Genomic DNA, 22,481 nt, shown 5'->3' on the forward strand with positions numbered 1-22,481 from the left:
AACAATGTTAATAACGGCAATGATGTTGCCGTTATTGTTATTGCTGGCGTTTTTTCCATCCAGCAGCGAGCTGGTGCGCCTTCGAAACGCCATGGTGTTTCAAAGTGCAGCTGAAGCTGAATTCCACTGGGCGGCAACTGACTATCCTGCGGATTTTCGCAAGGAAACAGCCACTGTGCCAGACTGGCTCAGTCAGTGGGTTGCGCCAGTTGCAGCACAAACGCCTGTCGCAACACAAATCACTGCTGGCGCGCTGCAACAACTGCTGCAGTTATCCCAAAGGTTTGAACAACAAAAACGCCTCGGCGGCGCTATTCAATCCGACAGCCACACAGCTTTGTTAGCGATAGAACAACAAAGTACCGGTTATTGTGCTGACTACACTCAGGTAACCAACAGTATTGCTTATGCCCTGAACATTCCGGTGCGCGAATGGGGTATTTCTTTTGATGGTTTTGCCGGGCACGGCCATGCCTTGAGTGAGATTTGGGATGCACAATGGCAAAAATGGATCATGCTGGATTTATTTAACCGTTTTTACGCCGTAGATGCGACCACAAAACAACCGTTGTCAGTGCTGGAATTCAGACACTTATTGTTCAGTGCACCACAACAGATTGAAATAGTGCGTACCTCAGCAAAAAACTTCGGTTTTCGCGACAACCAGCATTTATTGGATTATTTCCAACAAGGTCGCAACACCTTTTTTATGTATTGGGCCAACAACAGCTTAAGTTACGACCAGCACCCTGTGCTTGCAACAGCCCGCCACATTTCACCACATGTTGAACAGCTGTTGGCGGTTGCGCTTGGCGAGTTCCCCAAACTGTATGCCATAACCACAGCTGAAAACCAGGCGCAAATTAACCATATGTATCAATTAAAAAACCTGCTCTGGGGCATTTTAGCTCTGGAAAGCCTGCTGTTTTTTGTGTTGCTCGTGACATTAGTTCGCAGCCTTGCTTCAAGGCTGCACCGCAAGGAAGCCAAATGACGCCGTTAAAAGTTCTGCATATTTTTGATCATTCAGTGCCGCTGCACAGTGGTTATTCTTTCAGAAGCCTCGCTATTTTGCGTGAACAACACAAGCTGGGTATAGAAACTGTACAGCTGACCAGCACCAAACATTATGCCGAAGCGCCAGCCGACGAAATGGTGGATGGCCTGAAGTTCTACCGCACAGCCCAGGGCGCTCTTGCCAAAGTGCCGGTGCTGAACCAGTGGGATGTGATAAGCACGTTAAAACAGCGGCTGGCTGAACTGATCACACAAGAAAAACCAGATATTCTGCACGCCCACTCACCGTCACTGAATGCAATAGCCGCCGCCAGCGTAGCCCGTCGTTTTGGTATTCCGCTGGTATACGAAATGCGCGCCAGCTGGGAAGACGCAGCTGTCAGTCATGGCACCTGTAAAGAAGGTGATTTGCGTTACCGGCTTGGCCAGTGGCTGGAGAAAAAAGCGCTGCATAGCGCCGACCATGTAGTCACTATCTGCCAAGGGCTGGCCACTCAGGTGCAACAATGGGGCATCCAGGCAAACAACATCAGCATAGTGCCTAATGGCGTGGATATTGATGCCTTCCCACCGCTGACTGAACGCAATAGCGACCTTGCCAGCAAACATCAGCTCGAAGGCAAAACTGTGCTTGGGTTTTTAGGCTCTTTTTACCGTTATGAAGGGCTGCATATTCTGCTTGATGCGCTGGCCAAACTAAAAGACAGCCAGCCCAATCTGGTGTTATTGCTGGTGGGCGGCGGTTTGCAAGAGCAAGCGCTTAAAGCTCAGGCCGAACAACTTGGCATCAGCGACAGAGTCATTTTTACCGGCCGGGTGCCACACCAGCAAGTAGCGCAGTATTACAGCCTGGTCGATATTTTTGTTTATCCAAGAGAATCTATCCGGCTGACAGAGCTGGTAACACCGCTAAAACCGCTGGAAGCCATGGCCCAGCTTGGTCTGGTGTTGGCCTCTGATATTGGTGGCCATCGTGAGCTGATTCAGCACGGCGAAACCGGTGTGTTATTTAAAGCCGACGACGCAGCGGCGCTTGCGCTTAGCATCAGCGAGCTGCTGGCTAATCAACACGACTGGGACAGACTCAAACAAAATGGCCGGCGTTTTGTGGAGCAGGTTCGCAACTGGAAAAACAGCACAGCGCCCTACCCGGATATTTACCGTGCACTGCTGCAAAAACAAAACGACAACAAGAAGAACGTGCGCTGATGAAAAAAGCCAGGTTATTAATTTTCAGCTCGTTATTTCCAAGTTCAGCCAGGCCCAACGCCGGGCTTTTTGTCCGCGAACGCACTTTTCGCTTGGCAAAACTCTATGATTTAACAGTGATAAGCCCGGTGCCCTGGTTTCCTGGTCAAAGTCTGATCCGGTTGTTTAAACCAGACTACCGACCTATGCCAGCGCTGATGGAAACACAACAAGGCATCAGCGTGTATTACCCGAGATTTTTTTCTATACCCGGTTTTGGCCGTAATAATGACGCAGCGTCGATGGCAAGGGCGGCAGGAGCGCTGATTAAAAAACTACACCAAAAAACCCCTTTTGCCCTGATTGACAGCCACTTTACCTACCCCGATGGTTTGGCCGCCAGCGGCATTGCCAAAGAGCTGGCCATTCCATGTACCGTGACCTTAAGAGGCACTGAAGTGCCACACGCAACTTTACCGGGCCGGCGTGAACAACTGTTACAAACCTGGCAACAGGCATCGGCGATGATTTGTGTGTCGGACTCGTTAAAACAACATGCCGTTCGTCTTGGCGCCGACGCCGCTAAATTTACTGTGGTTGGGAATGGTATCGACACCGAAAAGTTTAGTGTGATCGATAAAACCGAAGCACGGCAACAACTGGGTTTACCGCTGGATGCCAAAGTTTTAATTACAGTCGGCGGCCTGGTGAAACGTAAAGGTTTTCATCATGTGATCAACTGCCTGCCGGATTTAATCCAACAAGGCCTGGATGTACATTATCTGGTGGTGGGCGGCGCCAATGCCGAAGGTAATTATGAACCTGAACTTCGCAGCCTGACCGCACAACTTGGTTTAGCGCACAGAGTGCATTTTTTGGGTGCTTTGCCGCCTGCAGCCTTAAAACAGCCGTTATCGGCCGCTGATGTATTTGTACTGGCGTCAGCCAACGAAGGCTGGGCCAATGTGATTCTGGAAGCCATGGCCTGCGCTTTACCTGTAGTGGCGACAGATGTTGGTGGTAACGCAGAGGTGGTCTGCCAGCCTGAACTTGGCCTGATAGTGCCGCTTGATGAGCACAAAGCGTTAAGTACGGCGCTTTTTAATGCCCTGACAACCCAATGGCAATCGACTGTGCTGACAGATTATGCCAAAGCCAATCACTGGGATTTGCGTATTGCGCAGTTGCACTTTTTGTATCAGCGCCTTGGGGGCCCGGCTGAACCTGACAGCGGAGCTAAGCCCTAAATGCGCGATATTTTTATCCTGTTGGTGCTGCTGATCAGTGTGCCCATTATTTTACGCCGGCCCTTTTATGGTGTTTTAGTCTGGTGCTGGATTTCTTATATGGTGCCACACCGTCAGGCTTTTGGCTTTATTCAGACTATGCCTGTTTCTGCCGGTATTGGCCTGACTTTGCTGGCTGGTTTTCTATTTAGCAAAGAACCGAAAAAAGTACCAATGGAAACACCGGTGAAGTTTTTATTGTTGTTTGACCTTTGGATGTGTATTACTTTTTTTGTAAATCCGGAAAGTGCTTACGCCAGTCAGCAGTTTGAAAAAGTCATGACTATTCAGATATTTACGCTGGTTATTTTGGCTATGCTCACCAGTGTTCGCCGTATCGAGTTGGCGCTTTGGGTGGTGGCTCTGAGTATTGCTTTTTATGGTTTTAAAGGTGGTATTTTTACCTTAAGGACAGGCGGCGGTGGCCGGGTCTGGGGACCAAATGGTGGTTTTTTTGCTGGTAATAATGAACTGGCAATTTCCCTGCTGATTATTTTTCCGGTGTTATTTTATTTGCGCAGCCAATTACCGGCCAACTGGATCTGGGCAAAACGGGGCCTGTTGTTACTGATGGGTTTTATCGTTATTTCCGTATTGGGTTCACAGTCGCGCGGCGCCTTATTAGGCACTTTGGCAGTGGCAGCTTTTTTGTGGTTAAAAGGCCCAAATAAAATGGGCTTTTTGCTGATGTTTATTCTGGCGGCGCCGCTAGCTTATAACTTTATGCCACAAAGCTGGCATGAACGTATGGGCACCATAGTGGTCGACGAAACCAAAGGTGAACAATACGACACTTCAGTCAGCGGCCGTTTTGACGCCTGGCATATGGCATTTAATCTGGCTAAATCCGAAGTATTTGGCGGTGGTTATAATGCCTTTAATGCCAATAACTATCTGAAATACGCCCCTTTTGCCCCGGAATTTCAGGATTCACACAGTATTTATTTCCAGATCATGGCGCATCATGGTTTTATCGGCTTTTTCCTCTGGTTTATGATTTATTTCACCAGCTGGAAAAGCGCCAATAAGGTGATCAGGTTATGTGATGGTAAAGCGGAGTTTGCTTCGCAGGCTCTGCTTGCAAAAATGTTGCAGTGCAGTTTGATCGCTTACGCCGTCGGTGGGGCATTTCTGGGGCTGGGCTATTTTGACTTACCATTTCATATTGTTATTTCAATAGTGGCGCTGCTTGCGGTCACACAAAAACAAATAAACAACGCAAAAGAACCAGCCTTAGTTTCGCAGGAAGCCACATCATGAACAAAAAATCCGGTTTTTATACCTGGCTGGTCAGCCGTTATTTGTTCCGCCTGCATGAATGGCTAAAAGGCCATCAAACCTACCGGATGCTGGCGCGTTTAGAACAACAACAATGGTTGTCTGCGGATGCAGTGGCAAAGGTGCAACAACAACGGCTGCAGCAGTTTATGCAGCAGGTGGTGGCCAATAATGCTTATTACCAACAGGTGTTTGCCGATTTGGGCCTCACAGCGGCCGATATACAAAGCAGTCAGGACCTTGCCAAATTACCTTTTTTGACCAAAACCGTCATTAAACAACAACGCGAACCCCTTAAAACCAAAGGCCTTGGCCCCTTTATTCAATACAATACCGGTGGTTCCAGTGGTGAACCTCTGGTGTTTTTTATGGGAGAGCCCAGAGTCAGTCACGATGTTGCTGCTAAATTGCGGGCCACCCGCTGGTGGGGCGTCGACATTGGCGATTGTGAGGCTGTCCTTTGGGGCTCGCCAATCGAGCTGGGTAAACAAGACAAAATTAAGCAACTGCGTGACTGGTTATTTCGTTCGCACTTATTGCCGGCATTTAATCTGACGGCCGCCAGTACCCAAAGTTATCTGCAACAACTCAAGCAGCTCAGACCAAAAATGTTGTTTGGTTATCCATCTGTCATTCATCAGCTGGCACAAGCGGCGCAGCAACAACAGACTGATATGAGCCAACTGGGTATTCAGGTGGTGTTTGTCACTTCTGAAATGTTGTATCCACATCAGCGTGAACTGATTGAACAGGTATTTGCCGCCCCTGTTGCCAATGGTTATGGTGCCAGAGACGCAGGTTTTATTGCCCATCAATGCCCTGCCGGCAGCCTGCATATCAGCGCAGAAGACATTATTGTTGAAATTATCGGCCCTGATGATCAGCCGGTAGCGCCAGGGCAAATGGGAGAAATTGTCATTACCCATCTGCAAACCCAGGATTATCCTTTTATCCGCTACCGCACAGGTGATATGGGCACTATAGGCACAACGGCTTGCAGTTGTGGCCGGGGTTTACCAGTGCTGAGTGAAGTACAAGGCCGCTCGACCGATTTTCTGTTGACCACTGCAGGCGACAAAATGCATGCACTGGCATTAATTTATATAGTGCGAACCTTGCCTCAGGTGGCAAAGTTTAAAATAGTGCAACAGAGCCGCCAGCACACAGAGCTGCAGCTGGTGCTAAACAGCACTTTGACAGCAGCAGAACAACAACAAATAGTGCAGGGATTTCAGGCCCGTCTTGGCAACACGGCGCAGATTAACATCCGTATTGTTGATGACATCAGCCCGGGTAAAAACGGCAAATACCGTTATGTCGAAAACCTGGTCAGCTAGCAGCTGCTGTTCATTTTTATGGCCGTACATCAGAAACCTGCGAACGCATACCACTTGGCAGAATCTCACAACCTGGGCAGAACAATTTGACCGCGCAAAAAGAAATCCAGAATAAAGTATTTACCGGCTCCATTCTGATGTTAATCAGCAGAATGGTTGTGAAGTCTATTGGCCTGGTCAGTTCTATTATTCTGGCCAGATTATTGCTGCCGGAGGATTTTGGCATAGTGGCCATTGCCATGGCCATTTACGCTTTTATTGATTTATTTGGCGCTTTTGGTTTTGGCACTGTGCTTATTCAAAAGCAAAATGCCACTGTCACCGACTACAACACCGCCTGGACTTTTAAACTGCTGTTTGGTCTTTGTGCTGCAGCTTTATTAGTGCTGCTGGCGCCTTGGGTTGCAGTTTATTATCAGGACCCCAGACTCACAGCGGTGATCTATACCATCTCACTGATGGCCGTGTTGTCGGGTTGCACCAATATAGGTGTGATTGATTTTCAGAAAAATCTGGATTTTCGCAAAGAGCTGAAACTGCAGGTTATTCCAAAATTATTAAGTTTTAGCTGTACCATGGTTCTGGTGGTTGTATTGGGCAACTACTGGGCGCTGGTGTTTGGCATGTTAGTTAATGAAGCGCTAAACGTTATTTTTAGTTTTTATATGAATGCGTTCAGGCCACGTTTTAGTCTGGCATCAGCACGGGAGTTATTTGGTTTTTCCAAATGGCTGATGCTAAATAACGCCATTGATTACATTAATAAAAAAGTGCCAATTCTGTTAACAGGCCAACTGCTCGACAGCAAAGCTGTAGGTCTTTTTAGCGTTGGTGAAGAAATTGCGTTATTGCCAACCTCAGAAATTGCCGCGCCTATTAACAGGGCCACCTACCCTGTGTACGCCAAACTGAAAGACGATAAAGCAGAACTGCGTAAAGCTTATTTGAATACCATCAATCTCAGCGCTTCTATTTCCTTGCCAGCTGCCGCCGGCATTGCCTTTTTAGCGCCTTTACTGGTGCCCACTGTGTTAGGGCCTGTTTGGGTGCCAATGACAGAAATGATGCAATGGCTGGCACTGGCCGGTTTTGTGATCAGTTTGTCATCGAATGTCGGTTATGTATTTATGGCAACAGGCAGCCCAAGGTATCTGGTGTTCACCAATGTGCTGCGCGCCGCCATTTTTATTCCGGCTTTGTACTTTTTTATCAAACTTTATGGTTTAACCGGCATTGGTTATGCGTTGTTGCTGGCAGCGTCCATTTTGATGGTGGTTACTCATATCTCTATTGCCAGATTGGTGGCGCTGGACGCTTTTGCTGTGCTGAAGGTTACGCTTAGAGCCATAGCGGCCAGCACCCTGATGTGTCTGGCGTTATATGGTTTTCAGCTGCTGGCTGGCAACTGGCCTGATCTGCTGCTGCTGCTCAGTTCAGTGGCGCTGGGAGCTGTAGTTTACGGCAGTTTATTATTGTTATTCTGGCAATTAGCGGGCTGCCCCGATAGCCTGGAGAAAATGATTGTCAGCCGTTATTTACCAGGGTTAATGCCAAAGGACAACAGCACAACATGAAAAACGGACGTATTTTACACCTGGCTATTAACGAAAAATTTATCGACCACGCTTACATCAGTTTTGAGAATGTTGCGCCTGGCCTGAACGACTTTTTTATATTTTTTGATGAATACCACAGTTACATCAAACAAACGCCATATACAACAGTGCGTTACCGCGACCGGCTTGGTTTTGCACTTTACCAGAAGATAGCCAGTTATGATCTGGTGGTCGTGCATTCGCTGCACCCCTTCTGGCTCAGTGTTATTAACGGCTGCCGTCAAGATGTCACCTTTGTCTGGGTTGGCTGGGGTTATGACTATTATGATCTGCTGTACCCGGATAAACAGGCGCTGTTATTGCCACTGACGGCACAACAATTTGGTCAGCCAGCACCAAAAAGCCCGCAGAAAAAACGTCATCTGCCGGGACTACTGCGGCACTGGCTGGAAAAAATACGGTTAAATCCGGATAAAAAGGCCGCTATCGCTAAAATGGCATTGTTTAGCCCTGTATTGCCTAACGAATACCCTTTGATTAAAGCCGCCTTTGGCGCTAAACAATTTCCGGCTGCGGTGCAATGGAACTATGGTTCGCTGGAAGAAGTGTTGCTCAAAGGTTTTATCGACAGGCAAATGTCAGGTCAGAATATTCTGCTTGGCAACAGTGCTTCCGCCAGCTGTAATCATCTGGATATTTTAGACTGGCTGGCCTCTTCAACATCGCTTCAGGGGCAACAAGTGATATGCCCACTCAGTTACGGCGACACCGCTTATGCCAGCGCCATCAAAACCGCAGGACAGCAGTTATTACCCGCCAATTTTCTGCCTTTAACCGACTTTATGCCGCTGCAACAATACCTTGATTTAGTGTCATCCTGCTCTCACCTCATCATGAACCATGTCAGGCAACAGGGCGTTGGCAATATCTTAATCATGTTGTATCTGGGCGCTATGGTGTTTTTACGGGAAGAGAACCCCTGTTATGACTACTTCCGCCAGCAGGGTTTTGTGCTATACAGTGTGCAGCAATTACAGCAACAACCCGGGCTGTTGCAACAACAACTAAACCCGGAGCAACAACAACATAACAGACAACTGTTATTTGGCATCTGGTCAAAACAAGTGCTGGATGCTCGTACTGCAGATTTGATCCAAAAAGCCAGAGCGCTGCGCCACTAAGCGGCGCTCTGTTTTATCAAGATGGCCGGTAAAGTGAGCGGCCAAATAACCTTTTTTAAATTGACTTAGTACGCGGCTACACCACCAGATAAAACATCAGCACCCAGCAGCTAAAAGCAGGCCAGCCCAACAGATTTACCAACAGTAACCAGCGCCGCAGAACATGACGTCTTAACAAAAAAGCCAATAACAAAGCACAGGCCAGCAGCGCCAGAGCGGCCGCAGTGGCGTATAACCGGTATTTCACCAGCGCTTTAAAATAAGGGTAACGTTGTTTGGCTTGTTCAGAAGCATCCACAATAGCCTGATAAGCACTGAGATCGGACTGGGGCTTCAGCTGAAAACTACCACTGTGCTGACTGCAACTGTTTTGATAGCTCAGTTTATCCTGCTGCCGGCTAAGCTGATAACAATCCGTTGTCAGCTGCCAGTGATCAGTGGTGCCGCCCGTGGTGACAACAACCGGCGCTGTGGACTTTTCAGTATCGCTGAACTGCAATTGTGTCACTGTCAGACTCTGGCCTTTGGCCTGATGCACAGCCAGTGCATCAGTCGCTGTAGGCTGATTGCGCAATACATTCCAGCCCGCAGCCGGCGACATCTGACCATGTACTGTTGCAACTTCGGGCATTGGGCTGCCCCACAGGCTGATATAAAGTTGTAACGGCTCGGCCCCGGCACTTAACTTAAATTGCAAAGCTTGTGCTGTGGCTGTCATGCTGACACCGGCTGGGAAATTCCAGTAGGTTGCAATGCCGGCCTGTGCTGAATCGGCAAAATCAAGCACCAGCAGCTGATTGTCCAGAACGATCAGCTGACGATTTAAAGTTGCAGCAGCGGTTTTTCGGGTTAAAGCCACATAAGAAAAATTGTCTTGTGTGGCAAAACCATCCAGCCGGGTTTCACGCTGGCTGTTTTTAGTTTCCGCCACCAGATGAGGAGCATTCGAACTGCTCCAGCCATAAGCCTGCTCCATACCGGCATAACCATAAGGCCAATAGCCAAAACCCCCCGTCCATTCAATGCCTTTAGCCCAGAGGTATAAACTCATTTCGTCGGCGTGTTTGTGGCCATTGTTTTTAAAATAAGACCAGGCAAGCACTGCATGTAAACTGCTGCCGAACTTTGGCATCTGCTGTTGAAAAACGGCATAACCTGCCACCGGAAACACCGCCAGCGGTGGCTGTGTTTCCGAAGCTGCCCGATACGGCACTTTGACATCGAGTTCAGTATTGCCATAACTAGGCACCGACAGATCAGGTCTGGTGATAAGGCGGCTGTATTGTTGTGCTGCCTGATAGAGCTTTGTGATATCGCTGCTGTCGAGCTGATTCAGCTGCATTAATTTTTCGGTATAACCCAGCAGTTTTTCACCAAAAATATGATAACCAGCGGAATGTTCCAGCACTATCCCTTCGGGCGACAGGTAATAAGCCAGCTGCTGACGAATGCGGGTGATGGCAATATCACGCAGCTTTTTGGCATCCGGCCTGTCAGCAAAAGCAGTGGCTAACTGTAATAACGCCAGATTCTGGGTATAACCATGATTGGTTCTGGCGGTATAAAACCTGTCTTCACGCAGCAAAACCGCAGTGTCAGCCAGAAACTCCAGCGCAGCCTGACGCAGTTCAGCTGCATTATGCAGTTGTTTGTTATCAATGATGTTTAATAACCGCAGCACCACCGACACTCTGGCAGCCACAGCATGGTCGTTGCGAAGGAAAGTTTCAGAAAAATAACTGTGCCTGTGGTAAGCAAAAAAGTCGGCAAACCGCGCTGCTGCTGTGTCCAGATAATGTTGGCGGTAACTTTGCTGATAAGCTGTCAGCAGCACATCTTCCAGCTTCAGGCTGGCAATGGCCAGCTGAAAAGTGGCAGGCCCTTGTTGATGGTCAATGGCAAAACCCCGCAGTGGCAATTGTTGTACAGCAAATTCCGGCAAGCTGATATAACCACTCAGAATTTGATCAGCAGTTGCAATCACGTTCTGCTCCCAGGCGGGAACTTCAATGCCAAGCTGCACAGCGGCAAGTTCGGCCCAAAGTTCTTTTTTCAGGTCCGATGCCAGAGTCCAGTCCCCCTGCGCACTACTTCGGGGATAATACTGATGTTGTAACACTGGCCACCAGATACTGATAATAGATAACAGCGCCAATAATATTGAAACAGCAACAACACGCAACAACAGCCACACTCCCGTTAATTTATAAAACAATACCTTTTGTTTTTAATTTTCTTTTTAAACCCTGTAGCTGATAACCACTTTTATAAGCAATATCGGCCTGGCTTTTGGCCGCGGCATAATCACCTTTATCAAATAACAACAGACCATAGTTGTAATTAATTTCAATTTTGTTTTTTGTCAGTTTTAAAGCACTTTGATAATGCTGCTCGGCCTCAGCAAGTTTGCCGCTTAAATGCAGATGGGTCGCATAAATGGCATAAACCAAACCGTCTTTGGGCTGAAAATATAACGCCCTTTTAAAATAACATTCAGGTGTATATACCCCGTTAAAAGCTGCTTTGCCTTTTAATCTGGCGTATTTGGACATGGCCACCAAAGCTCTGTGGTAATTGGGAATGGCCCGCAAGGTATAGTCGATATCGCGCATCAGATTGGCATCTCTGGAGCCTTTAACCAGTTGCTCTACTTCGCGGGTAAAATGCGCATTCAGCACTATTGGCAATTTATCGGCATGTTGTGGGTTACTGGCATCATAAGGGCCATAACCCCGTGCGCCGTTATCCAGCGGTTTACCGGTCTGAATACCACAATTTACATTGTCTCTGCTTTCAGCCCGCACCTGAGTTGTGGCCAAACAGCAAAGACCCGCTATCAACACAAAAAACACCAATAATGGCTGGCGATGAACAATAACACGCATAACATTTCCTTGATGTGTTGTAGCAAAACACATTGTTATTTAACGGTGTTTTACTATTCGTCTTGCCCTGAAGAAGAGTGAAAGATTAATATAACGGCCTTACTTTGTCAGCCAGAAGTTAACCGTGAATAAATCCCTGCTTTATATCGCCTATCATTTCCCGCCTATTCAGGTCAGCAGTGGTGTACACCGTACTCTGGCATTCAGCCGTTATCTGGCAGAACATGACTGGGATGTCACAGTGTTAACTGTCGACAGCAAAGCTTATCAGCAAATTAACAAAGCACAGCAGGATTTTATTCCGGCGAATATCAACGTTGTCCGCGCTTATGCCCGTGATACGGCAAGGCATTTCACCATCAAAGGCCGTTATCTGGGTTGGATGGCGTTACCCGATCGTTGGCAAAGCTGGATTCTGGGTGGAGTAATCAGCGGGCTTAAGCAAATCAGAAAACATAAACCTGCTGTGATCTTAAGCACTTATCCTATAGCTTCGGCCCATATCATTGGTTATTTATTGCATAAAATCAGCGGCATTCCCTGGGTCGCTGACTTACGCGACCCGATGTTGCAGCAAGGTTATCCGTCAAATCCGGCCCAACGTAAAATTTTTGCCTGGATAGAGCAAAAAATTGTCAAACACTGCCAGAAGGTATTGCTTACAAGCCCGGGCGCTGTGGCACTGTATCGCGAGCGTTATCCGCATAGCAGCGCCGACTTCTGGCAATTGATACCCAATGGTTATGACAGTGCTATGTTTGAAGCCTTACCCGTTGAGCTGCAACAACCTAAAGTATCACAACCAGATAAACCGCTGGTTATGTTGCACAGCGGCACTATCTACCCGAGTGAACGCGACCCGGCGGCGCTGTTTCAGGCGTTAGCTGAGCTTAAACAACAAGATGCACAGTTTGCTCAAAAATTTCAGCTGATATTAAGGGCAACTGGCCACGACGACTTATTTGCACCGCAATTATTAAAGTGGCAAATCAACGATATAGTACAGCTTGCGCCAAGCGTGGGTTATCTGGCAGCTTTAACCGAAATGTTTGAAGTGGATGCTTTATTGTTGCTGCAGGCCGCTAACTGTAATTATCAGACACCAGCCAAAGCCTATGAATATTTGCGGGCCCGCCGCCCCGTATTGGCCTTAACACCAGCCGAAAGTGATACTGCAGCACTGGTACAAAAAAGTGGAGTGGCCACCATAGCGCCGCTGGATGATGTAACACAAATTAAAACTGCCTTATTAAATTTGTTGGAAAAGGCCAGTCAGCAACAGCTGCAGTACCTTAGCGACGACGAAATGCAGCTGCATTCCAGGCAGTTTCAGGCGGCACAGCTGGAAACATTGCTGGGCAAAATTGCGGAAAAACGGTAACTTAACCTCACCACGACAGTCGTACAGGGATTTTGCAACAAGATGTGGACTTATATTCCTTCCGGTCAAACCACCGGCAATTACAACGAATTTTGTTTTAGCCAGACTACACCACAAGCACAAAACCGGCAGTTAAAGGTGCAGCTGCAAGACTGTAGTTATGCGGAAAATGACGCCGGTATTTTATTGCTGAGCGGCAGAGTGCGCCCTTATGGCCAGGACTACAGCACAACTACCGACATCCACTGGTTATTGTTATTGTTGCAGCAACAGCCCGAACAGTATTATGGCCGGATTGCCGGCTTTTTCAGCGCCGTTTATTTGTGTAAACATAAAGGCGATATCCGGATTTTTAATGACCATGTTGGCGCTGTGCCACTTTATGCCGACTGGCATCAGGCAGATTTATGGTGGATTGGCAGCAGTTTACGCCAGGCTCCTCAGCAACAACTGTCAGCACAAGCTATTTATCATTATTTTTTCTATCATTGCATTCCGTCAGAACTCAGTGTTTATCAAAATGTGCAAAAACTGGCACCAGGTACTGAGCTCTGTTTGTCGCCCAAAGGCCAAAGCACATTTGTGCTGCGTTATAACCCAAATTATCAATACAGTAACCAGACTACAACACAGCTGCAGCAACAATGCCGTGTGCTGGTGGAACAGGCAGTACAACGTAATATCAGCGCCAATGCCGGTGCTTTTTTAAGTGGTGGCCTCGACAGCTCAACTGTCAGTGGTTATTTTGCCCGCCATCAACCAGAGGCCCGCACTTTTTCTATAGGTTTTGACGCCAAAGGTTATGACGAAACCGAATATGCGCTGATCACCGCCAAACATTTTGCCACCCGGCATCAGGTGCATTACCTGCAGCCGGAAGAAATAGTGCAGAACTTTGTCACTGTTGCCACCGCCTTTGAAGAACCGTTTGGCAATTCGTCTGCCATGGCCGCTTTTATTTGCGCCGGAGTGGCCAAACAACAAGGTGTTGAAGTGATGTTGGCCGGTGACGGTGGTGATGAAATATTTGCCGGCAACGAACGTTACGCCAAACAAAAAACCTTTGAGTTGTATACCAAGGTGCCTAAAGCGCTGAAATGCCCGCTGGAACTGCTATTACAAAGTTCCGTTGGCAAAATACCGGGGTTTAGCAAAGCCCGCAGTTATATTGATCAGGCTAATGTGCCGCTGCCAGACCGGCTGGACAGTTATAACTTCTTAAACCGTTTTGACCCTCAAGAAATGTTCTGCAGTGAATTTTTGCAGCAGGTTGACATGCAGCAACCTGCCGCAGCCAAAAGACAAAGGTATCAGCAGTGTCAAAGTACAGATCCGGTTGAACGTATGATGTTCCTCGACTGGAAATTTACGCTGGCAGACAACGATTTAGTCAAAGTAAATACCATGTGCCACAGTGCCGGCGTTCAGGTACGCTATCCGCTGTTTGAAAAAGAACTGGTGGATTTTAGCTGTACAGTACCGGCCGCCGTCAAATTACCGGGCAAAGCGCTGCGTGACTTTTATAAACAAAGTTTTAGCGGTTTTTTACCAGAGGCCACCATCACGAAGAGCAAACATGGTTTTGGTTTGCCTTTTGGCGTCTGGATGAAACAACAACCGGCGTTGCAACAACTGACTGAACAATGTTTAAGCCGGTTAAAACAACGGGGTATTGTTAAAGCGGAGTTTATTGATAAAGCCATACAAACATATCAGAGTGGTCACGCCGGTTATTATGGTGAGTTGATCTGGATTATGGTGGTATTGGATTTATGGTTAGACAGCAGAGGATTTGACCAGTTATGTTAAGCCAGCTGTTGTCTTTCGGTGGCCGCCTGCTTGGCCGCGGTAAATTATCTATTTTAATTTACCATCAGGTGCTGGCTGAGTTTGACCCTATGCGCCCTACTGAGCCCACCGCTGCTGCTTTTGAATGGCAAATGCAGTTATTGGCGCGTTATTTTACGCCTTTGTCATTAACTGAAGCGGTAGAGCATTTAAAAAACAATACCTTACCTGCCAACGCTGTCTGCGTCACCTTTGATGATGGTTATCTGAATAACCTGACAGTGGCACAGCCTATTCTGGCAAAATATAACATTCCGGCCACTGTTTATGTCGCCACCGCCTTTAGTCAGGGCAATAATATGTGGAACGACCGTATTATTGATTTATGCGGCGACCCAAAGCGCACTGAGCTGAACACAACCCAGGGCACAACAATGCTGCACGACTGGCCAAGTCGGCTTGCTGCGGCGCAGCAGTTGTTGAAACAGCTGAAATATTTACCTGTTGCTGAGCGGCTGCAGGCTGTAGACCAGCTATATCAGCTGAATAATGCCACTGAATATGCAGCAAAAATGATGACTCCGATTCAGGTGCAACAACTTGCCGCAACTGGTGTGACTATTGGCGCTCACACCCATAACCACCCTATTCTGAAAAGTCTGGATGCCAAAGCACAACAACAGGAAATTCTGCAAAGTAAAACGCTGCTGGAGCAGCTACTGCAGCAGAAAATTGAACATTTTGCTTATCCAAATGGTGTTGCTGGCCGTGACTTTGACGAAATTGCGGTGAACTGGGTACAACAAGCGGGTTTTACTTCGGCCGTTGTCACAGACTGGGGCTATTCCACCGCCAGTACCCCATTGCTAAAGCTTAAACGTTTTACGCCGTGGGATAATCAACCGCTGAAATTTCACCTTCGTTTGCTAAAAAACTACCTGCCATGAGCACTGTGACAAAACATTGGGTGATCAAAGCTGCAAATGATATTCAAGCCGAAGATTTTGTAGCTTGGCAGCAGATTGTTGCAGAACAACACAGCGGCAATCTGATGTTAAGCGGTACTTTTATCAGTCAATTACTGCAGACATTCAGCAAACAGCATTATCTGGCCATTGGTTACATCGGTACTGAAATTCGTATGATGTTGGTGTTGCAAAAGCGCCGGGCCGGGATCTGGGAATTGGCGCAATTGTCTCAAGCGCAGTCGGCATTGGTGGTTGGCACTTTACATGAAAAACCCGATTTGGCAGCCTTACTCCAGGCTTTACCTGGTCTGGTATTAAGGCTGGATTTTTTTTGTTTAGATCCGCTTGATCATCCGGCGCTGATCGATGCATTAAAGACACATTCGTTAGAAGAATCCATGAAAAATATCAGAGTCAATTGCACTGAAGCTTTCAGTGATTATTGGCAAAGCCGTAGTAAAAACTTGCGGAAGAATATCAACAGATATGAAAACAGACTGATCTCAGAAGGCAAAGAGGCCAGATTTGTCTTCCATACTGACCCCCATGCCATATCCTGCGCCGTTGATCGTTATGGGATGCTCGAAAGCAGAGGCTGGAAAGGAAAAAATGGCACCGCTTTACATCCTTGTAATCTTCAGGGCACTTTTTATCAGAATTATCTGACCAAACTTGCAGAAAACAGACAGGCGTTGGTGGTAGAGTTCTATCTGAACGACAGCTTGGCTGCTTCTAGACTCTGTTGTTTTAATTCAGAAATTTTTATTATTTTAAAGACCAGTTATGACGAAGAATTAAGGGCTTTTGCGCCAGGCCGTTTGTTGCTCAAAGCTGTTATTCAATATGTAGCACAGCAGAAAATCTCAGCGCTGATTGATTTTTATACCCATGCCACAGAAGAACAGATCGATTGGGCGACTGATGTCAGGCCTATGTATAACGGTAGTTATTATCGTTTTGCACTGCTGAAAAAACTGGATTTATGGCTAACCAGTCTGAAAAGGCGGTTGCAGTGAAACCACAGATCCAGAATCATTACCAGCAAGTCAAAGATCTCAACCTTTTCGCCGGGCAACAAACGTCGTTCTTTGCGCAAGCAGAATGGTTTTACCGTTTTGAACAAGCGATCGCTAACACTGGCGAACCACGCTGGTTTATTCAGCAACCCACTCAGGATCAGACATTATGCTTTCCTGCTTTGGCACTGCCCGCCAAAAAAGGCCAAGGTCGGCAATTACAGGGGATGAGTAATTATTACAGCCCCTATTTTGATCTGATGGCAAAGGCGCCCTATTCAGAGCAGCAGTTAGTGGATTTTTTTGCGGCCTTTAGACATGAGTTAAAAACATATGACACTTTAAATATTGTGCCTTGTCTGGCAGACAAAGCCGAACTTTGGTGTAAAGCCTTACGGCAAATCGGTTTTCACAGCCATATTTATCAACATTCGACGAACTGGTATCACCCGGATATTAAAGATTTAGATGATTTCTGGGCGAAAAGACCGAGCCGTTTACGCCATACATTACAACGTAAGAAAGAAAAAACCCTGCATTCAGGCCAGTATAGTTGCCATATTTTCAGTACCGGCAGTCGTCAGCAGTTATGGCAATTTTTAATTGACTACCATCATTGTTACCGCAACAGCTGGAAAAATGTCGAACCTAATCCCGGTTTTATTGACGCCATTGCTGAACTCGCCTGGCAACAAGGCAAACTGCGTCTTGGTATTGTTTATCATCTGGATAAACCGGTGGCAGCACAAATCTGGTTTAGTGAAGGGTCAACAGCCAGTATTTTTAAACTGGCCCATGACAAGGCCTATACCAAACATAGTGTCGGCACAGTATTAACCTCAGTGCTGGCAGAACATGTGATAAGCCAGGACAAAATATCCTGTTTGGATTTTTTAACCGGAGATGATGACTATAAACAGGACTGGATGACCCATAAAAGGCCTCTTTATGGTGTACAAAGTTGCAATTTAACCAGTATGTACGGTTTGTCAGCGGCCTTACGGAACGAGTTTTCCAAATTAAAACATCAGTTTTTTAAACGTTAAATCTGCAACTACATGTTAAAACACTGAATAATATAGTGAATATCATCTTCATTCAGATCTTGATGGCAAGGGATCTGAATCAACCTTGCACGATAATCCTGACTAACAGTACAGTCGCTAACGGCCAGTTCTTCCCAACGCAAGACCTGCAAACCACGTTTTCTCAACAGATCAAAACCTGTTTTGTCATTTAATAAAAAGGGGATTACATAAGGTGCGCAAGCAGGCGGCAACTGCGGCCATAACAAGCTCCCCAAAGGTGAACCTGCAAGCCCCTTCATCAGCTGAGCAGCATGTTGTTGGCGAGCTTGTATCACTTGCGACAGGTTAATGTGCGTCAACTGCCATTGAGTTAGCCGATAACAACTTTGCTCCTGGTCTTTATGCTGCAGATAACGAAACGGCTCGTTTCCTTCAGGTTTTACAACCACATTAGCTGCTGGTATCTCTGCCCTGGTGGTTGTAGCTTCACTCGCGACTTGTTGTACAGTTGCCATAGGACTGCACAAATGAGGCTTGGGCCGGGTTGTTATTGCCGCAGAGAAAATTGATAACAAAAACTTGAGCAGATTTATACCTTCCACCATCCATGACACTGCCACTGGTGTTTTTTCTGCCGCTGCCGGCGCCACTTTTAATCTCAATGCGCCGCCATCATGACTGGCGATAAACTTTCGAATACTACAAATAGCGGCATCGGCGACAACGGTGGGGGTAATAAAAGATTGCAAATCATGGGCACAATCGTCAAAGGTCACAATTCCCTGCGCCGACAACCAACGCAAATTGTCCGCAACCCCTTCAGCATTGCCAAAATAACGTACCAACAAACAATGACTGGTTTTTGTTGAAATCAAACTTTTTAAACTGGACAAATCGACTTTTAAATCTGGCTGCACCGGATAAAACCGAATTTGGTAACCTGCAGCAATAAAAGGTTCAACTAAAGCCGGGCAATGATAAGCAGGCAATAAAACTTCGTTGTCACCTTCCCTTTTTAACCGCAAGGCTGCGTAAAATAAAGCTCCACGACCAGTAGCGAAAAACTGCAGTTTCTGATTTTTTAGTACCGGATTTGCGAATAAAGTGCTGTGTGCCAAAGGCTGATTTGGATTTACCTTCAGCACTGCAGCCGGATAATTTTTTGCATCCGCCAACGGCGCTGAAAATTCAATCCTTTGCATCACTTTTCCTTTTTGCTATGAGGGTAAAAAACCTGACAAACCAGGCCGCGGCAATTCGCGGCTGGCTGCATTTAACACGCTGAACATTATCATATTATGGTGTATATTGCTCGGCGCAACTTTTGCTTCTTGATGAGTCTTTTTTGCTATGGAAAGTGCATTTATCAGTGTGAATCAGCATCAGCTTTATCTGTTGTCGGCCAAAAGCCAGACAGGCTCTGCTGTTGCCACTTTGTTGTTGCCACCTTTTGCCGAAGAAATGAATAAGTGCCGGCATTTATTCCGCCAGCTTATGGTGCAACTGGCTAACAGCACAGCTTCTGATGTGTTTTTGCTGGACCCTTATGGCACAGGCGACAGCGCAGGCGATTTAACCGATACCACGGCCCTTGTCTGGCGTCAGGACTATCTGAGTTTTATTGAAAGCTTAAAAACGCAGGGTTATCAGTCTATTAACTTTGTTGCCGTTCGTTTTGGTGTGATGCAGCTGCTTGATTTGTTAACAGAGCCACTACCACTGCCGCTGAATAAACTAGTGTTGTGGCAACCGCAACTGGCCGCCGGCAGCTTTTTACAACAGTTTTTCCGCGTAAAAATTGCCGAACAAATGGCCTTGGGTGAAAAACTGTCGCAAAAACAAATAGAATCCTGGTTGCAACAAGGTGAAACCGTTGAAATTGCAGGTTATCCGCTGCAACAACAGCTGGTGGATTCCATATTGGCACTCAAAGCTGCAGTACACAGCAGTTATCAGCAAACCCCACTGTTGTGGCTGGAAACATCCAATCTGCCCAATATTTCAGTGGTGGCGCAAAAAAACATCGATATGTTAAAACAATATTTTACTGTTGAGTATCAGCAGCTTAACGACGCGCCTTATTGGTCAGCGCAGGAATTGGTGCGTGCCGATTTGTTGATTAACAGCACTGTGTTATTTCTGGAGTCCGGCCATGTTGCATGAACAAGCCTTGATGTTGCCGGTGGCGGATCAGTCACTTGCCGCTGTGTTAAGCCCGGGCAGCGCCAGTACAGGACTGCTACTGGTGGTTGGTGGGCCACAATACCGGGTGGGCAGCCATCGCCAGTTTGTCAAACTTTGCCGTGCACTGGCCACAGCCAATATTCCGTCTTTACGTTTTGATGTCAGTGGTATGGGCGACAGTGGCGGCGAAGCCCATGGTTTTTATCAGCAACAGCAGGATATTCAAGCTGCTATTGATGCATTTTTTCAGCAACAGCCGCAGCTGAAATCTGTGGTGCTCTGGGGTTTATGCGACGGCGCCAGTGCCATTTTATTAAGTTTGCGCCATATCAAAGATCCACGAATTCAGGGTTTAGTGTTGTTAAACCCCTGGGTACGGCAGCAGCAGAGTTATGCCAAGACCATGCTGAAACACTATTATTGGCAGCGCCTTAGTGACAAAACCCTGTGGTTAAAAATTCTGCGTGGTGAATTTGCTTTTATGGCCAGCCTGAAAGATTTATTCAGCAATGTTAAAAAAAGTGCCGCAATAACACCTGCAGCCGCATTGGTTGAACAGAGCAACGAACAAAATTATGTCAGCCATATGCAACAAAGCTGGGGCTGTTTTCAGGGCAAGGTTTGTGTGATCACCAGTGGTAACGACTTAACAGCGCAGGAGTTTCTCGACCTTTGTGGCTCAGAGAGCAGCTGGCAGCAACTGTTACAACAAGCAGACCACCTGCATATTCACGCTGCAAACCATACTTTTTCCTGCCAGCAATGGCGCAGTGAAGTTGAAGCAAAAACAATCAACTTTATACAGCAAGTGCAGCAGACGCCATAATGGCGCCTGCTGTCAGCTGTGCAACTTAAACTTAAGGATGCATTGGGCCTATATATTCAGAGGCCACCACCACATTGTCGATATACAACACCATATCAGCCGGGCTTGGTGAAATGCCACCATGATAAACGTCAAGCCAGATGGTTTCTATTTTCAAAGCATTGCTATGTCGATATAAAATATCGGTTTTTTCCAGCACCTGATAACCATTCACCCAGGCTTTTAACACCCCATCTGCCTTACCTGGAGTATTAAGTTTTACATACTGCTCCACACTGTACCATTGGTTATTCTTCAGCAAAGAACGTGGATCGTCCTGCCATGACCAACGGTCACCGGATGGATCAGTCATTTGAGCGTGATAACCATAATTGTTGATTGCAGTTAAGCCGGTAAATAATTTGTCGGCCGGGCGCCGTTCAAAACCACCACGGGCTGACCAGCCATTCAAACCATCAGACTTACGCATGCCCCAACCCGCCTTGCCATAAGTGCCGGCAATACCGGGTAATTTGCCGCCATCCGCTGTCGGTGCCCAGCTGTCGCCAAAACGCAGGTAATAACGAAAAAAAATTTCGTCAGGTTCCCGCCGGCCTTCATCGGCAAAGTTGTAGCGTAAATCCAGCCCCAAATTTTCGCCTTTATCAAGTTCAACTTTTAAGGCTTTGCCAAGCAGTGCTTCAAAGGCTTCGTTTTTGTCTTCGGTTATGGTGCTGGCCGAGCTGCCAAGCGAATAATCTGACCAATCTTTTAACCACAATAAATTTTCAAAACCATGGCTGAATAACACCGCCGGATCGGCACTAATATTGTTGTCCTGTTGATATTTGGCTGCCAGCCCCAGTTGTTGGCTGTTGTTGGCGCGCAAATACAGAGGCTCGACTTGAAATACACCAACAGCCCCGCCTTTGGCATATTGTTTGTCGCTGCTAAGTTTTAATACTGCTTTTTTTAATGGTACTTGTGCCAACGGCAGCTCAAAACGCACGACGGCACGATAACCCGGACCTACCCGCAAAATTTTCAGCTGGCCCTGACTTTTCACCGATGAACAATCAAAAGTGGTATCTGCCACTGGCTGAAGTATTTGTTGCTTGCCATCGGCAAATTGCAATTCCAGTATGGGTCTGGCGCTGACCAAGTCCGACTCGCGGCTGTGAAAATTGACGATGCCATTTTTGTTTGGCAACACATTTTTCAGCAAAAAGCCCTGATTATGCTCAGGTTTTAACAACCACTGCTGTACCAGCGTTGTGACATCCAGACTGATATGTTGCAGTTTATTTTGTTGAGGTACATCGGTTTTGGCAAAAGCAGTTTCACCATAAAGCTGAGCGTTTTTATCGCGCCAGTCGCCTAGACGTTGTTGCCAGCTTAATTCACCATAAAGTGAATAATGCAGGCAAGTGGCGCCGCCTTCAGAATCGTTTAGTGGCACCGGGCTGATATCAGCAGCTGCTAGCTGAAAACTCTTCACGGCCAGCAGACCACAAAAAGCGGCCAGCACAACCTGCTTATTGCATGGGGTTAGATATCCATTTTTTAAAGCCATGGCAAACTCC

18 protein-coding genes are annotated in these 22,481 nt (G+C 47.0%); 14 read left to right on the top strand and 4 right to left on the bottom strand.

Annotation, left to right across the window (positions count from 1 at the left end):
• Nucleotides 1-4: 4 nt before the first annotated feature.
• The 7 genes from RCH83_RS03300 (at nt 5) to RCH83_RS03330 (ending at nt 8,843) form a co-directional block, all read left to right on the top strand.
• Nucleotides 5-994 (top strand): hypothetical protein, encoded by a 990-nt coding sequence (locus RCH83_RS03300; protein ID WP_306518993.1) that lies wholly within the window; start codon nt 5-7, stop codon nt 992-994.
• A complete protein-coding gene (locus RCH83_RS03305; protein WP_306518995.1) occupies nt 991-2,226 on the top strand; it encodes a TIGR04063 family PEP-CTERM/XrtA system glycosyltransferase in 1,236 nt (411 codons plus the stop codon). Before RCH83_RS03300 ends, RCH83_RS03305 begins: the two co-directional genes overlap by 4 nt.
• Complete coding sequence (locus RCH83_RS03310; RefSeq protein ID WP_306518997.1) at nt 2,226-3,452, top strand: glycosyltransferase; 1,227 nt, start codon at nt 2,226-2,228, stop codon at nt 3,450-3,452. The genes RCH83_RS03305 and RCH83_RS03310 overlap by 1 nt, the downstream gene beginning before the upstream one ends.
• Nucleotides 3,453-4,751: a putative O-glycosylation ligase, exosortase A system-associated gene (locus RCH83_RS03315; protein ID WP_306518999.1), complete on the top strand. Its 1,299-nt coding sequence runs from the start codon at nt 3,453-3,455 to the stop codon at nt 4,749-4,751.
• Nucleotides 4,748-6,106, top strand: a complete 1,359-nt coding sequence (locus tag RCH83_RS03320) for a phenylacetate--CoA ligase family protein (RefSeq protein ID WP_306519001.1) — start codon at nt 4,748-4,750, stop codon at nt 6,104-6,106. Before RCH83_RS03315 ends, RCH83_RS03320 begins: the two co-directional genes overlap by 4 nt.
• Nucleotides 6,107-6,192: 86 nt before the next feature.
• The gene (locus tag RCH83_RS03325; protein ID WP_306519003.1) at nt 6,193-7,680 is read left to right on the top strand and encodes a lipopolysaccharide biosynthesis protein; all 1,488 of its coding nucleotides are present in this window, start codon (nt 6,193-6,195) and stop codon (nt 7,678-7,680) included.
• On the top strand, nt 7,677-8,843 hold the full coding sequence (locus tag RCH83_RS03330; RefSeq protein ID WP_306519005.1) for a TDP-N-acetylfucosamine:lipid II N-acetylfucosaminyltransferase: 1,167 nt from the start codon (nt 7,677-7,679) through the stop codon (nt 8,841-8,843). The genes RCH83_RS03325 and RCH83_RS03330 overlap by 4 nt, the downstream gene beginning before the upstream one ends.
• Nucleotides 8,844-8,919: 76 nt before the next feature.
• On the opposite strand, the gene RCH83_RS03335 is transcribed toward RCH83_RS03330, so the two are convergent.
• Together RCH83_RS03335 and RCH83_RS03340 are read right to left on the bottom strand one after the other, a co-directional pair.
• The gene (locus RCH83_RS03335; RefSeq protein WP_306519007.1) at nt 8,920-11,028 is read right to left on the bottom strand and encodes a heparinase II/III family protein; all 2,109 of its coding nucleotides are present in this window, start codon (nt 11,026-11,028) and stop codon (nt 8,920-8,922) included.
• Between the two features lie 19 nt (nt 11,029-11,047).
• Nucleotides 11,048-11,728 (bottom strand): hypothetical protein, encoded by a 681-nt coding sequence (locus RCH83_RS03340; RefSeq protein ID WP_306519009.1) that lies wholly within the window; start codon nt 11,726-11,728, stop codon nt 11,048-11,050.
• Nucleotides 11,729-11,852: 124 nt separating this feature from the next.
• Here RCH83_RS03340 and RCH83_RS03345 point away from each other — a divergent pair, with 124 nt between their 5' ends.
• The 5 genes from RCH83_RS03345 to RCH83_RS03365 are packed head-to-tail and all read left to right on the top strand — an operon-like array spanning nt 11,853 to nt 17,927.
• Nucleotides 11,853-13,109, top strand: coding sequence for a glycosyltransferase (locus RCH83_RS03345; RefSeq protein ID WP_306519011.1), 1,257 nt, complete (start codon nt 11,853-11,855; stop codon nt 13,107-13,109).
• Nucleotides 13,110-13,151: 42 nt separating this feature from the next.
• Complete coding sequence (locus tag RCH83_RS03350) at nt 13,152-14,918, top strand: asparagine synthetase B (RefSeq protein WP_306519013.1); 1,767 nt, start codon at nt 13,152-13,154, stop codon at nt 14,916-14,918.
• Nucleotides 14,912-15,844 (top strand): polysaccharide deacetylase family protein, encoded by a 933-nt coding sequence (locus RCH83_RS03355; RefSeq protein WP_306519015.1) that lies wholly within the window; start codon nt 14,912-14,914, stop codon nt 15,842-15,844. The genes RCH83_RS03350 and RCH83_RS03355 overlap by 7 nt, the downstream gene beginning before the upstream one ends.
• On the top strand, nt 15,841-16,881 hold the full coding sequence (locus tag RCH83_RS03360; protein ID WP_306519017.1) for a GNAT family N-acetyltransferase: 1,041 nt from the start codon (nt 15,841-15,843) through the stop codon (nt 16,879-16,881). Before RCH83_RS03355 ends, RCH83_RS03360 begins: the two co-directional genes overlap by 4 nt.
• Nucleotides 16,878-17,927, top strand: a complete 1,050-nt coding sequence (locus RCH83_RS03365) for a GNAT family N-acetyltransferase (RefSeq protein WP_306519019.1) — start codon at nt 16,878-16,880, stop codon at nt 17,925-17,927. The genes RCH83_RS03360 and RCH83_RS03365 overlap by 4 nt, the downstream gene beginning before the upstream one ends.
• A gap of 8 nt (nt 17,928-17,935) precedes the next feature.
• On the opposite strand, the gene RCH83_RS03370 is transcribed toward RCH83_RS03365, so the two are convergent.
• Entirely contained in the window at nt 17,936-19,111 is a 1,176-nt protein-coding gene (locus tag RCH83_RS03370) for a DegT/DnrJ/EryC1/StrS family aminotransferase (protein ID WP_306519021.1), read from the bottom strand.
• Between the two features lie 148 nt (nt 19,112-19,259).
• Between RCH83_RS03370 and RCH83_RS03375 the strand changes: the two genes are divergently transcribed.
• Together RCH83_RS03375 and RCH83_RS03380 are read left to right on the top strand one after the other, a co-directional pair.
• Nucleotides 19,260-20,072, top strand: a complete 813-nt coding sequence (locus RCH83_RS03375) for a glycosyl transferase (RefSeq protein WP_306519023.1) — start codon at nt 19,260-19,262, stop codon at nt 20,070-20,072.
• A complete protein-coding gene (locus RCH83_RS03380) occupies nt 20,062-20,919 on the top strand; it encodes a hydrolase 1, exosortase A system-associated (protein ID WP_306519025.1) in 858 nt (285 codons plus the stop codon). Before RCH83_RS03375 ends, RCH83_RS03380 begins: the two co-directional genes overlap by 11 nt.
• A 31-nt stretch (nt 20,920-20,950) precedes the next feature.
• Here RCH83_RS03380 and RCH83_RS03385 read toward each other — a convergent pair whose 3' ends face one another.
• Complete coding sequence (locus RCH83_RS03385) at nt 20,951-22,471, bottom strand: polysaccharide lyase (RefSeq protein WP_306519027.1); 1,521 nt, start codon at nt 22,469-22,471, stop codon at nt 20,951-20,953.
• Between the last annotated feature and the right edge of the window lie 10 nt (nt 22,472-22,481).

It is taken from the genome of Rheinheimera sp. (assembly GCF_030824435.1).
In the GTDB taxonomy this organism is placed as follows: Bacteria; Pseudomonadota; Gammaproteobacteria; order Enterobacterales; family Alteromonadaceae; genus Pararheinheimera.